We start from the raw sequence: 14355 nt of genomic DNA on the forward strand, positions 1-14355 counted from the left end.
AAATAATTTTATAATAATATTTATAAGTTTCATAACGGCAGCCAATAATATATAGTTAACTGCCGTATATATAATAAAAACCTATAAATATTTACCCCGCTTTGTTATTTTATTTCTATAATTTTTCCTTCACCGTTTTTTATTATAGTATTTTCCTTTAATAAATTAATTTTAGTTCCGTCTGTAAACACAACAGGAGATACTAAAGATTTTCCATGATTTTTTACGTACTCTAAATCAACCTTAGCTATTTTGTCTCCTTTTTTTATTTTATCTCCCACTTTTACAAAAGATTCAAAACCTTCTCCATTAAGCTCTACAGTATCCATACCTATATGAATAAGTATTTCATTTCCGTTTGCAGTTTCTATACCATAAGCATGTTTTGTAGGGAAAGCAGCTATTATTTCACCATCGCAAGGAGAAGTTACCATACCATCAGCTAATTCTATTGCAAAACCTTCTCCCATAGCACCACTTGAAAATGCTTCATCTGCTATGTCTGATAATTTATAAAGTTTTCCATTCATAGGTGAAACAAAATTATCATCATCTAAAGTTATAGCTTCTGCAGCTGATGCATTATCTGAAACAGTTTCTGAAGATTCTATATTATCAGTTAAATCTTCTGGTTTTAATTTTTTCTTTCCTACTATAAGAGTTAATACTAATGGTATAGCTATAGCAAAAATCATAGCAACAGCAAACATTAACATATGCTTTGGCTGTATTGAAAGTATTCCCGGTATTCCGCCAATACCAATAGATGTAGCCATAACCTTAGAACCAACTGATATAATTGCAGCCACACAAGAACCTATCAAACCGCATATAAATGGAAAACCATATTTTAAATTTACACCGAATAATGCAGGCTCTGTAACTCCTAAATAACATGATATAAATGCCGGTATATTTATTTGTTTAGCCTTGTTATTTCTTTTCTGAAGTATGGACATAGCAACTACTGCAGAACCTTGTGCTATATTTGATAAAGCTATCATAGGCCATAACATAGTGCCTCCAAACTGACTCATAAGCTGTAAGTCAATAGCATTAGACATGTGATGAAGTCCTGTTATTACTAAAGGAGCATAGAAGAATCCGAATACACCAGCAAATAAAACTCCGAATTTAGATGTTAAGCCAGTATATACAACATAAGAAACAGCCTCACCTATTTTCCAACCTATAGGGCCGACAACTGCATGTGCTATTATAACTGTTGGTATTAATGAAGCAAATGGTATTATAACCATAGAAACATATTCAGGGACAACTTTTCTCCAAAACTTCTCTAAATAAACTAATATAAATCCCGCCATTATAGCCGGTATAACTTGTGCCTGATAACCAACCATAGGCATTTTAAATATTCCAAAATCATAAAATTTAGGATCAACACTTCCAACCAAATAAGCGTTAACAAGCTGAGGAGAAACCAATGTTATACCTAAAACAATACCCAAGATTTGAGTAGTTCCCATTTTTCTAGTGATAGACCAAGTAATACCAACTGGAAGGAAATGGAAAATTGCCTCACCTATTAACCATAAAAAATCATTTGTTCCAGCCCAAAATTGAGATATTTGAGTTAAGCTTTTTGTACCCTCTTCAAAAAATTTTATATCTGATATTACGCTTCTAAAACCTAATATAAAACCTCCGCATATAATAGCTGGAATAAGAGGTGAAAATATTTCGGCTATGTTAGACATTAAACGCTGCAAGAATGTTTGATTGCCTTTTGCTGATTCTTTTACAGCATCTTTACTTACTCCTTCTATACCAGAAATTTTAACAAATTCATTATAATATTCTGAAACCTCATTACCTATTATAACTTGAAATTGTCCTGATTGAGTGAAAGTACCTTTAGTAGATTTTAATTTTTCGATAGCTTTGATATCTGCTTTTTTAGTATCTACCAAAACAAAACGCATTCTTGTAACACAATGAGTTATTGCCTTAACATTTTCTTTACCGCCAACATATTTTAATAATAAGGTGGCGTCTTCGGTGAATTTTCCCATAATATGCCTCCATAGCTTTTATATATTTCTATTATCATTAACTTGTACGTACATATTAACATATACGTACAAGTTTGTCAATTATATACTTGTATTTTTTACAAATTTTATAAATAAAATATTAAATGATAAAAAACGCTTATAATATTTAATTAGAATAAATTTTAATATAGATAATTCTTCATAATTTAATACTGTTTTTATATTTGAAATTCTAAAAGTGTGTTGTAGTTTTATAAGTAAGATAGAAAATAGTATATACTGAAAATTTTTAACTTTGTCAACTGATGACTTTATATAGAATTATCAACTTTTTTGCCGCACAAAAAAGTTGCAAAAAACGCAATAGCCTAGAACTTTATATTTTAAAAATACTTATTAAATATAGTATATATCCTAAATTTATACTAAAATGCAGTTCTTTTGGTTCTTTTATACCAATAAAAGAACTGGGGTTCTGGGCAAAGCCCTGAAAATATTTTAAATTAAAAAAATTATTTTTGACAAAGTATAGTTGTTTATGTATATACATCGATAAAATATATTTTTAAGAAATTATCTTCTGGCAAAATCTCTGAATTTAAATTTATCTGGTCTATGTCTTGCTGAAGTTATTTGAAAAACTCTAGTATCTGATAAAAAAGTCCTAGATTCTACATTTATCACCATATCATAATCTTTTAAATCTAAAAGTTTCTTATCATTATTATTTATTTTTTCACATGATATTTCTCTTTCAGCATAGGATATTTTTAACTGAAGATTTTTTTCTATATGTTCATATAAAGAGTCTTTTAAAATATTTTCATCTATGAATGGTATAATAGATGCATTGATAAAGTCTATATCTAGTATAATATTTTCACCGTCTATATTTCTTATTCTCTCTATGGCCCATACTTTATCATCATCATTTAATTTTAAAGCACTCTTCACTAATGCATCAGGTTTTATACATTCACATCTATGCACTATAGTTTCTACTTTTTTACCATACATTTTTGAAGCAACTTCTTTAAAACTGAATATTCCTCCGAATTCAAAATTGTATATATTTGAATTAATAACTATAGAACCTTTGCCTTTATGTTTTTGAATGCATCCATTATTAGATAATAGCTGAAGTGATTTTCTTATAGTATCCCTTGAGGCATCATATTCTTTCATCAGATCATATTCACTTGGAAGTATATCACCTTTTTTATAGTATCCAAATCTTATTTTATCAAGCAAACTATTATAAATTTCTTCGTACTTCGATGCCATATTAACCTCTTAATTGATTGAAAGATTATAATATAAAAAGTTATGTTTGTAAATATATGTTTTTAATAGATCTAATTTACAAAAAATAAAAAATGTAGTTTATCATACAATAGTAATTTTTTTGTACTTGATAAAAAAATCAAAAATAATAGAATAGATACAATATTTATTTTAGGTGAATAAAAGTGTTGAGGAAATTGATATATATTATTTTTTTACATTCAGTTTTTTTAATTTTTTTATTTTTGCACAAACTAACAATACAAATACTATAATACTTCCTTATGCTCAGTATATGGAAAGAATCAAATTATTAATACCAGAAATGAAATTGACAGCTTCTCAAGAAAGCAATGCTGCAAACAATTTAACAAAAGCAAAAAGTTCCGGAGATGTTAAATTTGATTTACAGGCTGGTGCTATAGGAAAGCAAAGCCATTTTGATGAATACAATTTTTTACCAACATCAGATTTCAATTATAATGGATTTAGAATAGGTGCGGGTTTCAGCGGACTTGTACCATACTCTGGAACAAGATGGTCTGTAGAAATTAAGCATGATAGTTTTTTCGGAAATTTTAATACAGGAGATATTTCATTGCCTGTTGATACTCCATTTGGAACTGTTAATGGAAAACTTCCAAATTTAAGCACTAATAATTTTAAATACTATTATCCAAGTATTAAAATACAAATTGCACAGCCTATACTAAGAGATTTTTTTGGTAAATTAGATAGATACCCTATAAAGGATGCAGAATATCAGCTTACTATAGCAAAATTAAAAAGAATAATAGATGATAACAGTGTATTAACATCTTATCAGAAAATTTATTATCAATGGATAATGGCTAGAAAATTAATAGCTTTATATAATGAAATGATAAGAGAAGCAAGAAGTTTTGAAAATCAAGTGTATAAAAGATATACAAGCGGTGTTATAGATAATGATTCATATCAAAATGCAAAAAGACAAACTTTAAAATATATAGAAGCAAGAGATAAATCTGAATTAATGTTAAAAAAAGTTATGAGAAATATTCAATTCTTTATACCTGAAGAAAATATACAGCCTAATGAAGAAGATTGGAATCAAACATTAGAAACTTCTATAAATGCCAAAATAGATATAGTACCATTTTTAGAAAGTGCTCAAGGTCAAATGGCTTATCAATTAAAATTAAGAAGCGAATATGCTATTTCAGTAATGAAGAATAATGCATTGCCTGATTTATCTATAGTAGGAAGCGTATCATTATCTAGTTTAGATGACAGCGGATATTTTAAGTCTTTTTCTACTATGACAAATGTTGATTATTTTGTAGGTCTTATGTTCTCCTACCCTATAGGCGGAAGAGATGCCAAAGCTAAAATGGAAGATGCTTATGCTGCTTTGAATGCTGTTACTGCCGATTTTGACAGAGTTAATAGAGATTTCGATGTGCAGATAGGTACTTATTATGATGAGTTTGAAGCATACAAAAAAATGCTTGAAAATAAAAAATTGGAAGTTAATGCTATAGTATCAAGAATAAATACGCAAAATGCTAAATTCAGACAAGGACGACTCCCTATAGATGAAATAATAAATGCAAGACTTGATTTAGCACAGGCAAGAGCAGAACTTCTTAATTTGCAGTATTTAATAATAACTACTGTTATGGATTATAATTCTCTGGTGTTACTTAATAATTAATATTTTTATTGGAATTAGATATGGATAAAATAATTGAACTATTTGCAAAAAACAGATTATTAGTTAATGTTATTATTTTGGTTACTCTAGCTGTTGGAATATACTCTTATCTTAATATAAAGAAAGAAGCTTTCCCATCAACTAACTTTGATGTTATGATAGTTCAGGTTATATATCCGGGAGCTTCTCCGGAAGACGTTGAGCAATATGCAATGATTCCATTAGAAGATGAACTGCAAACTATAGCAGGCATTGACGAGTTTTATTCTATAATAATAGAAAATGCAGGAATTCTTACTATAAGAATAGACATGAATCTTAAAGACTCAAGACCTGTGAAAGATGAAATATTCAGACGTCTTCAAAATGCTCCTAATGTATCTAAAGATGTTTCGGAGATAAAAATCTTTGAAGCTAATGCAAACAGACTTCCTATATACAATTTAGGTTTAAGATTCAAGAAAGGAATGGAAGGAAGTGAAAAAGAACTTTATGATATATCTAAAAAATTTGAAAAAGAATTAAAGTATGTAGACGGAGTTGCAAATATTGAAGTATATGGAAGAACAGACCCAGAAATTCAAATACTAGCAGACCCTAATAAATTAAATGAGTATTATACTTCGTTATCAGAAATAGTACAGGCATTGTCTTTAAGAAATATACGCTCTACAAGCGGAAGCATGAAGCCTGATGAAAATGCTGATTTAGAAGAAAAGAATAAACTTCTTGTAACTACAGGACAATTTCAAGATCCATTATCTATTACAAATGTTATTATACGTTCTATATTTAATGGTCAGCCGATAAGAATCGGAGATGTGGCAAGAGTTGAAGAATTATTTGTTGATAAAAGCGTATACATGAGAGTTAATAGTCAGAGTGGATATTCAATAAATATAATAAAAAAAGAAGATGCTGATATATTAAAAACTATATATAATGTTAATGCATATTTTGAAAAAAATAAAGATACTATACCAAATAATATAGAAATAGTACCTATGGCTGATAACTCAAGAACAATTAATGATTTGCTTAATGCAGTTTCTTCAAATATTATAACAGGATTCATAATCATATTTGTAATACTTATAATATTTTTGGATTTCAAAAGTGCAATATTTACTTCTCTTGGAATGCTTATAGTTATTTCTGTTTCTCTTATTTATATGACATACTCTGGAATAACATTCAATATAATTTCTCTAGGCGGTATTATAACGGTTTTAGGTATGATAGTTGACAACTCAATAGTAGTTTCAGAAAATATTTTTAATTATCATCAAAGAGGAATAAGAGGACTTGACGCCACAAAAAGTGCTGTAGGAGAAGTATTTATGCCTATGCTTGTTTCTACTCTCACAACCGTTGCATCTTTTGCACCTATAATATTTGTTACTGGAACTATGGGAAGATTAATAAATCAATATCCTAGAGTTGTTATAGTGGCATTAGTTGTAAGTATATTTCAGGCTGTGCTTCTTTTACCTAATAACTTAATTACTAAAGAAGAACTTACAGGAGAACATAAAAGAAAAAGATTTAATTTCAAAAATCCTCTTGATTTTGATAAAGATAAATTATTTGATAAATTAAAAATACCTTTTGTTAAATTTTTAAGATTTACATTAAAATTTAGATATATTGTATTAATATTTTTTGTAATTACATTGCTTATCACTTTAGTAATAGCAAGAGTAATATTTGCAAAGTTTACTTTAGTTTATGATACTAGTGCTGATGTTATAGTTGTTAATATGGATACAGGAGTTGGAAGTTCTTTATATAAAACAGAAAAATATCTTCAGCAGGTAGAAAATATTATTTATGAAACTGTAAACACTAATGATATAATAGCAGTATATAGCCTATTAGGAAAACAATTAGATAAAAATACTGTAGAAGTATCTGAAGAAATGGATAATCTTGCCGGTATTATGATATATTTAGTTCCTGCAAATAACAGAAAAAAAATAGCTTATGATATAGTAGATGATTTAAATTTAGCAATAGAAAAAAGCGGTATAAAAAAGGAATTAGCATTAATCACAGTAAATACTAAACTTCCAATAAACCCGGGTAAAGCAGTTGATATAAAAATAATAGGAAATGATACTGCTATGGTTAAAGAAGTAAAAGATAAAATGAAAGAACATCTTTTAAGTTTAAATGGAATAATAAACTATGATGATGATGATAAAATCGGACAGGAAGAATTAAGAGTAATATTTGATTATGACAGAATGGGAGAACTCGGAGTGAATGTTGCTTATGCTGCAAGAGAATTGAGAGCGGCTTATGCTGGAATAGTCGCTACTTCAATTCAGCAGTTTGAAAATAAATTAGACTTCAGAGTAAGATTAGATAAAAAATATACTTATGATACAAATGTACTTAATAATCTTTATATACCAAATACATATAACAGACTTATACAATTAAAAGATATAGCAGACATATATATTACAAATAATCAATCAAGCATAAAGCACTATAATGGAAAAAAATCAATAACCATGACCGCAGATATTGAACAGGGAAAAAATACTGCTATACAAGCAACTTATGCAATGCAGGATTATTTTAATTCTATATCAAAAGATTATCCTAACATAAGTGTAGAGTTTGCAGGAGAGGTAAAAGAAACTAGAGGCTCTATAATCGGTATTGCTTGGGGATATGTTATTGCTATAATTGCTATATATGTAATACTTCTTCTTCAATTTAATAAATTCGTTCAGCCTTTCATGATTTTGGGTATAATACCATTCGGAATAATAGGAGTTATACTAGGATTTGCAGCACATAGAATGCCTATGTCATTTGTTGGTGCTGTTGGTATAGTTGGGCTTGCTGGTGTAGTTGTAAATAATGGTATTATAATGGTGGACTTAATAAACAGAATACTTGAACAAGGAAACATACATACAAAAGAAGATGTACTTAATGCAGTAGTTGAAGGTGCAGGAGACAGATTCAGAGCAATATTTCTAACAACAGTTACTACAATATTCGGACTTCTTCCAACTGTTTATGGTATAGGAGGACGTGCTGATTTGATAGTACCTATGGTTATGGCTATGGCTTATGGACTTTTATTTGCTGCACTTTTAACATTGATACTTTTACCATGTTTATTTATGATATCAGCAGATTTGAAACTTATAAAAATAAATTATAAGAATTAAAACTATACAAACTTAAAAATTTTTAGTATACACAGACTACAAGCGAACAGTTTTTTATATATTATGGAATAAATAAAATGTCGCCTTCTATTATTTGAGGTAAACTGTTAATTATTTCTCTAACTGCTAAAAATGAATTTGACTTAATAATTAAATTAATTTTTTGAGTGGTGCCATAATATTGTATTGCTATTTGTTTTAAATCTTCATTCTGTTTTACTAAATGTTTGGAAGGCATAAATATAAAGTTTTACTCCTTTTCAATTTATAAATAATATACTATTTCTTTTCCTTTTGGCAGTATTCCTATTTCCTGTATATTTAATTTATTCAATGATATAAAATCATCTATATTTTCTAAACTTCCATAAAGCTCGCTTACTAATTCAAATATATTTCTATCTTCATCTAATATTATTTTATTTGCAGAAGATAGATTGAAAGCATTATTAACAAGGTAATTTTTAGTTTGTGATATTAACTCTAATATATTATTATAGTCTGATTCATCATCTGTGAAAGATAAAGATTTTATATTATCATCTAACCATTTCTGAATATTATTATAATTATTATTTATTCTATCATTAATTTCTAATGCTTTATCTCTTGTTTTTATTTCAGAATATATAACAGACTGACACATTCCAGCAGCGGCTGTATACATAAAAACTTTATCTATAGCAAAATTTGTATTTGCTATATTGGCATCATATATAGATTTATTATATTTAGTTTTTAATTTTGGATTAATTAAGTTTTCAAATATATCAAGTTTACTGCTTACATCATAATTAGGTATTTGAGCAGGAATAAGCATAGCACTCATAAGCATATTTATTGCATTAATTGGCTTATTTCCTATTTCATTTATTGTATCTATAAATGAATCATTTAAAAGTTTTAATATACTGTCATAATCATCATTTATGCCTGCTATATAAGATATTTGATTAAATACATCTGTAAAAGACTGTGTTGCTATATCTCTGATTGTTATAAGTTCTCCAACAGATGTAACTGCAAAAGTTTTAACAAAATTAAATGAAGCATATTGAGCATATACATCAACACAATTTTGTATTTTATCAATTATATTAGATATACTTTCTAATAAAGAATTATCAGTACGTATATTATCTTCTATAAATATTATTTCAAATATGCATTGATTAGCATTATTGACTATACCATCATTTCTTTTTATAGTTCCAAAAGGTACTACTTTTTTTATACCATATTTAGGGTGAATTAATGTTCCTCTGCCTTTTTCTTTTAATGCTTTAACAAATCTGTCAGCTTCCAAGTCATAGTTTTCACCGCAAAATATTATATTGAGAGGGTATCTGTTTTCTCCGACTCCCATATCCTGAACATAAGCACCATCTATATCAGGAAAAATAAAAGATGTTGTTTTCTTATCAAATTCATAAGAAACATCTTCATAAAGAAAATTAAAAGGTATGCCGCTTGGAGATATATAACTTGCTTCTAATAATCTATCTTCCCAAGACATTTAAAAAGCTCCTGAAGGCTTAAAAGTGATATTAGGATTTTTTGTATTAATAGGTCTTGTCATTTTTGCTTTTCCTGTAGTATCTCTTATTTCTACAATTCCTTTAGTTGTATTTTCTATAGTTTTAGTTACATTTGCTCTTTCTTCTTTTGTTGTAGGTGCTACAAGAGAGCTTTTAATATCATTCATTTTTTCAGATAATCTGCTTGTTATATTTCCAACTAATGGTATTTTGGAAATTAAACCTAATACATTTTGTAAAGGAGTTATTAATAAAGCTATGATTCCTTTTCCAATTTCTATTAAAGCACTTTTTATTCCATTTTCTTTGAAAGCATTAACAACATTTTTCCATACAGCAAGCAAAGTTCTAACTAAATCTATACCGATTTTAAAAGGCATTATAAAAGCCTGCAGAAACCAAGGAGCCGAATCTATAAACTCATATATTTTATTAAAAAGATTGTCTAAAAAATTGAGTGCCGTATTTACAAAATTAATAACAGCATTTTTAACAGTGTCCCAGTTCTTTATTAAAATATATATTAATCCTATTAATATACCTACTGCTATAATTATTATACTAATTGGATTAGCAGCCATTATTATATTAAAAGCCATTTGAGCAATCGCAGCAGCAAGCATAATAGTTTGATATGATTTAAATGCAGCAACTATAGCTAGTATAATAGGAATAAAAGGTTTTAATATACTAATTATTGTAATAGAAGTTTTTATTAAATTAAACATGAAATTAAGTATAGTTTTAAAATCAATTTGTTTTACAAAATAAAATATACGGGAAACTATATCTTTTACCTTATTAAATATTGAATTGAAATCTATCTGTTTTATAAAACTAATAATATCAGATATAGTATTTTTAATATTATTGATTATATAGTCAAAATCTATTGAAGATACAAATGTTTCTAGTTTTGAAGCAATATCTTCTACATCTATACTTTGTATAGCTTTTAAAATAGAAGAACTTATTTTTATTAATCCCGGTAAAAATACACTTCCTAGTCTTGCCAGTATTTGACTTATAGTAGTTCCTATAACTCTTCTTTGATTTGCCAAAGAATTATCCATAGTTCTTAAAAAATCTCCCTGAGCATCTTTACTGGCTTTCATTAAATATTTATATCTGTACATAGTTTTTTCTGCTGATGTAAGAGATTTCCAATCAATATCAAATGCTTCTTCAAGATTTCCAACACTCATATCTATACCCAATGCTTTTAAAGGCTCTGTTTCTCCGCTTATTCCAGATTTTATTTTCTCAAAAGCATCTTCAATATCTAAACTATAAAAACTGGCCATATCTCCAGCCAATGCCGACATATTTTGACTCATAGTAACTAATTTATCGCCTGCAAGTCCGCTGCTTTTCATCATAGCACCTAATGTACTTGTAAACTTTTTAGCTTGAAGCTCTGAAAGTCCGAAAGACTGTAAAGCAGTTTTGGACCATTTATTTTATCAGCATTTTTTCCAAATGTAACAACAACTACGTTTTGAACTTCTGTTAAATCGCTTGCTAAATCTATGGCATCTTTGCTTATTTTTATAAAAGCAGCACCTGCTACACCTGCTGCTACTGATGAAGCTATGCCTATTTTAGCTGTAATTTTTCCTATACTTGATACTGCTTTTGAAACATTTTTACTAAAATTATCTTTGAACTTTAATGCTTCTCTTTGTGCTTTGGCAAAGTCTGTTTGTATAGAAGCTGATAATTTATTGCTTGATTTTTGCATATTCCTAATAGGGGCTGTAAATTGATCTATAGCTTTAAATACTGCTTCTATACTATATTTGCTTGCCATAAAAAACCTTTCATTTTTTTAGTTTAGATATTTCTTTTTGTGTTTCTATCAAACTGCTTATTAATGGATTATAAAAAAATTTTATCTGTTCTATAGTCATATTTTCTATATTGGGTAATGAACTATAATCTGAACATATTTGCAAAAGCATAGAGCATATTCCTGATATTCCTAATACTTTTGTTTCTCTTCCGTTTTTAGCTATTATAGAACTTACCCTTGTATAAAAAGTATCATAACAGCTTGTAATAATTTACTGTCTGCTCCGTCTAAATTGGATATAAATTTAGGATCTCTTCCTATCATATTTCCTATTACAGAATACATCTTATGGACATTTTCTTTTTATTTATAATTATCCATAGACATATAATCAGCACCTTTCAAACGTCTTATTTTTAATTCTTCTCCTGATTTCTCTGAAAACTCTGATACAATATACTTTAAAGTTCTATCTTCTTTATTGATAGTGAGTCTTCCCTGCATAATAGCTTTAATAATTGTATTTTTTTGTTTCTCAAAGCCTTCTTTATCTTCTTCGCTCATTATAGAAACATCATTATCTATGTCCCACATTTCGCAAAAGTCATTAAACTCTATTTCTGCAGTTTTTCTTTCTATTTTTATTTCCATAAATTATCCTTGTTTTTCAAATGTTCCCTGAAAACTTACTGTTTTTGTTTGTTCTTTTTTAGAAGTATAAGCATCTCCGACTATTTGTCCTAAACCGCTGAATACATCTCCGTTTATAGTAGTAAATGATATTTGTACAAACTCATGTTTGTTCATTACATTTTGTAAAAATTCTTCATCGCCTCTGCTATCATCTATAACTATAGGTATATCATTCAATTCAGAAGGTTTTATTGATTTTACAAGTCTTTGAGTACCATCTCCATTAGGTTTAACTTCATTAGTAAAACCTCCCGGAAAGAATTGAGCATCAACTTCTCCATCTACTACGAAGTTTCTGCCATCAATATATATTCCTTTAATAGGTCCGCCAACTCCTGCCATATTTCCTCCTATTTTTGCTAATAAAAATTGTTCGCTTTAACTAGTCTGTCAAGTAAACTTGCCAGACGCTCACAATTTTTATCATTATCTTTTTAATATTAAAAATATTATTTTTTATTATTGTTATACTCGCCTCAACATATAATCATCAAATAAATAAATTTATTTCTGGCTTACCCAAAGGGTACCTACTCGGGCGGCTCGCTTTTATTGTTGCTAATAAAAATTGTTCTATCTATTATTATTTTTCTAAATATACTCCTACATATATATCTCCGCTTATTATTTCAACATTACCAGATATTTTTACTGGGAATGTCCAATTAATTCTTTTAGGATTTTGTTTATCTATAGATGCTGTTATATTTGCTTTTGTGAACTCTTTATCACTAATAATTGCATTTTTCTCTAAACTGTCAGCCAATGTCATTAAAGCCGCTTTAGCATTCTTAGGCTGTTTGGCTGTAGGATTTTCTGTTACAGCTGAATCAGGCAATAGTGGAGCACCTTTCCATTCATCACTTGCAAATATTAATTCACAGTTAAATAATACATTCATAATTTTTACTAAATCACAAACATATTTATAAACTCCTATATCATCATTAGCAGGGTGATAAAATGTAACTATATCATTTAATACAGCTGTATTTCCTACTTTAATATTTGTAGAACTTCCTAATTTAACTGCATTATTTCTTACTGTATAATCTTCCTGTTCTTCATCTTTTCCAGCTTCAAGCTGAGTTAAATATCCTTTGTAATTTTGAGGAGGATTATTATTTGCCGTACTAACAATATCTTTTGCTAATCCTCTTGCAGCTATGCAGAAAGGCAATTCCCTGCTTCCTACACTTGTAATTAAAAAGTTTATTCTATCTGTTATTTGAGCATCTCCATTAGTAATAGCTGTTCTAGTATTGAAATCATCTGTACAGCCATTTGCTACTAAACAAGGCTTTCTAATTAAATTATTCCATCTTCCTTCACCAAAGTTTCTATATTTAGATAATGTATCTTCATCATCATAATTTAAAAGATTTAATATGAATGTTTCCCATACTTCTCCTATTTTATTTAATGCAGTATCTACATCAGGATTTAAAGCACCATTAGAAAATTTAGTAATTGAAAAAGTAAGTCCTTTAACTATTGCTTCGCTTATATCTATACTTATTTGATTACCGCTTTCTCCTTTCCATTTAGCAGTAATAGGAAGTTTAGACTCAGATATTTCTCCAGTAGTTACAGGCATTTCTAATATACTATCTATAGAAGTTTTTATCTTTGTTAATACAGAATCTGCATTATCTCCTTTAGATACTAAAAATTGACAGGCTATTCCTCCTATATATATTTTTACAGATTTTTGTTCTGTTGCATTTCCTGTTACTGTTATTTCTCCATTAGCAGCTACTGAACTTTCTTTATCTGTAAGAGGATATATAGTTACTGGTATACCGCCTATACCGTCATTATTTGTAGGAAAAAGCATTCTGCATGCAAGATGTATAGGAGAACCGTATCCGTATTTTTCTGCTACATCTCCTAAAGTTGTTACTGAATATTTATCTAATGTATATTGAGCATTTGAATTTCCCTGTCCTATAATTGCTATTCTTTGAGGTAAAAACATAGCACTTCCTACATTAAAATTACGAGGTGTTACATCTATACCTAAAACTCTGGATAAAGCACTAACATCTACACTCATATAATTAATATCTCCTATTATTGTTATGTTCGCCTACACCTATTAATATCAGCATAATAAATTATGCTGATGGTTTCGGCTCACTTATAT

At 28.3% G+C, this 14355-nt stretch carries 12 protein-coding genes; 2 read left to right on the plus strand and 10 right to left on the minus strand.

The annotated features are described in order from the left end of the window. Window positions 1-104 precede the first annotated feature (104 nt). The gene (treP, locus tag BINT_RS07440; RefSeq protein WP_014487951.1) at window positions 105-2033 is read right to left on the minus strand and encodes a PTS system trehalose-specific EIIBC component; all 1929 of its coding nucleotides are present in this window, start codon (window positions 2031-2033) and stop codon (window positions 105-107) included. Between the two features lie 555 nt (window positions 2034-2588). Next, window positions 2589-3299, minus strand: coding sequence for a trehalose operon repressor (treR, locus tag BINT_RS07445; protein ID WP_014487952.1), 711 nt, complete (start codon window positions 3297-3299; stop codon window positions 2589-2591). Between the two features lie 295 nt (window positions 3300-3594). Between treR and BINT_RS07450 the strand changes: the two genes are divergently transcribed. Beyond that, on the plus strand, window positions 3595-4995 hold the full coding sequence (locus BINT_RS07450; RefSeq protein ID WP_041177604.1) for a TolC family protein: 1401 nt from the start codon (window positions 3595-3597) through the stop codon (window positions 4993-4995). A 20-nt stretch (window positions 4996-5015) separates the two neighbouring features. Then, entirely contained in the window at window positions 5016-8186 is a 3171-nt protein-coding gene (locus BINT_RS07455) for an efflux RND transporter permease subunit (protein ID WP_014487954.1), read from the plus strand. A 61-nt stretch (window positions 8187-8247) separates the two neighbouring features. Here BINT_RS07455 and BINT_RS14875 read toward each other — a convergent pair whose 3' ends face one another. The 8 genes from BINT_RS14875 to BINT_RS07485 all read right to left on the minus strand — a co-directional run bounded on the left by BINT_RS14875 (window position 8248) and on the right by BINT_RS07485 (window position 14265). Then, a complete protein-coding gene (locus BINT_RS14875; protein WP_014487955.1) occupies window positions 8248-8424 on the minus strand; it encodes a hypothetical protein in 177 nt (58 codons plus the stop codon). A gap of 27 nt (window positions 8425-8451) precedes the next feature. Continuing rightward, the gene (locus BINT_RS07460) at window positions 8452-9702 is read right to left on the minus strand and encodes a DNA circularization N-terminal domain-containing protein (RefSeq protein ID WP_014487956.1); all 1251 of its coding nucleotides are present in this window, start codon (window positions 9700-9702) and stop codon (window positions 8452-8454) included. Next, complete coding sequence (locus BINT_RS07465; RefSeq protein WP_014487957.1) at window positions 9703-11103, minus strand: hypothetical protein; 1401 nt, start codon at window positions 11101-11103, stop codon at window positions 9703-9705. A gap of 5 nt (window positions 11104-11108) precedes the next feature. Next, window positions 11109-11534: a hypothetical protein gene (locus BINT_RS07470; protein ID WP_014487958.1), complete on the minus strand. Its 426-nt coding sequence runs from the start codon at window positions 11532-11534 to the stop codon at window positions 11109-11111. A gap of 10 nt (window positions 11535-11544) precedes the next feature. Next, a complete protein-coding gene (locus tag BINT_RS14880; RefSeq protein ID WP_014487959.1) occupies window positions 11545-11685 on the minus strand; it encodes a hypothetical protein in 141 nt (46 codons plus the stop codon). Between the two features lie 194 nt (window positions 11686-11879). Next, window positions 11880-12167 carry a hypothetical protein gene (locus BINT_RS07475; RefSeq protein ID WP_014487961.1) on the minus strand — a complete coding sequence of 96 codons (288 nt, stop codon included), beginning with the start codon at window positions 12165-12167 and terminating at the stop codon, window positions 11880-11882. A gap of 3 nt (window positions 12168-12170) precedes the next feature. Further along, the gene (locus tag BINT_RS07480) at window positions 12171-12551 is read right to left on the minus strand and encodes a hypothetical protein (protein ID WP_014487962.1); all 381 of its coding nucleotides are present in this window, start codon (window positions 12549-12551) and stop codon (window positions 12171-12173) included. A 241-nt stretch (window positions 12552-12792) separates the two neighbouring features. Beyond that, entirely contained in the window at window positions 12793-14265 is a 1473-nt protein-coding gene (locus tag BINT_RS07485) for a tail protein (RefSeq protein ID WP_014487963.1), read from the minus strand. Window positions 14266-14355 lie beyond the last annotated feature (90 nt).

Origin of the sequence: Brachyspira intermedia PWS/A (genome assembly GCF_000223215.1) — a bacterium.
In the GTDB taxonomy this organism is placed as follows: Bacteria; Spirochaetota; Brachyspiria; order Brachyspirales; family Brachyspiraceae; genus Brachyspira; species Brachyspira intermedia.

Excerpts from the sequence above, each read along its gene's own strand:
- BINT_RS07465 (WP_014487957.1), bottom strand. The coding sequence starts at position 11,103 with ATGATGAAAAGCAGCGGACTTGCAGGCGATAAATTAGTTACTATGAGT.
- BINT_RS07470 (WP_014487958.1), bottom strand. The coding sequence starts at position 11,534 with ATGGCAAGCAAATATAGTATAGAAGCAGTATTTAAAGCTATAGATCAA.
- BINT_RS07485 (WP_014487963.1), bottom strand. The coding sequence starts at position 14,265 with ATGAGTGTAGATGTTAGTGCTTTATCCAGAGTTTTAGGTATAGATGTA.
- BINT_RS07460 (WP_014487956.1), bottom strand. The coding sequence starts at position 9,702 with ATGTCTTGGGAAGATAGATTATTAGAAGCAAGTTATATATCTCCAAGC.
- BINT_RS07475 (WP_014487961.1), bottom strand. The coding sequence starts at position 12,167 with ATGGAAATAAAAATAGAAAGAAAAACTGCAGAAATAGAGTTTAATGAC.
- BINT_RS07480 (WP_014487962.1), bottom strand. The coding sequence starts at position 12,551 with ATGGCAGGAGTTGGCGGACCTATTAAAGGAATATATATTGATGGCAGA.
- BINT_RS07455 (WP_014487954.1), top strand. The coding sequence starts at position 5,016 with ATGGATAAAATAATTGAACTATTTGCAAAAAACAGATTATTAGTTAAT.
- BINT_RS07450 (WP_041177604.1), top strand. The coding sequence starts at position 3,595 with ATGGAAAGAATCAAATTATTAATACCAGAAATGAAATTGACAGCTTCT.
- BINT_RS14880 (WP_014487959.1), bottom strand. The coding sequence starts at position 11,685 with ATGCTTTTGCAAATATGTTCAGATTATAGTTCATTACCCAATATAGAA.
- treR (WP_014487952.1), bottom strand. The coding sequence starts at position 3,299 with ATGGCATCGAAGTACGAAGAAATTTATAATAGTTTGCTTGATAAAATA.
- BINT_RS14875 (WP_014487955.1), bottom strand. The coding sequence starts at position 8,424 with ATGCCTTCCAAACATTTAGTAAAACAGAATGAAGATTTAAAACAAATA.
- treP (WP_014487951.1), bottom strand. The coding sequence starts at position 2,033 with ATGGGAAAATTCACCGAAGACGCCACCTTATTATTAAAATATGTTGGC.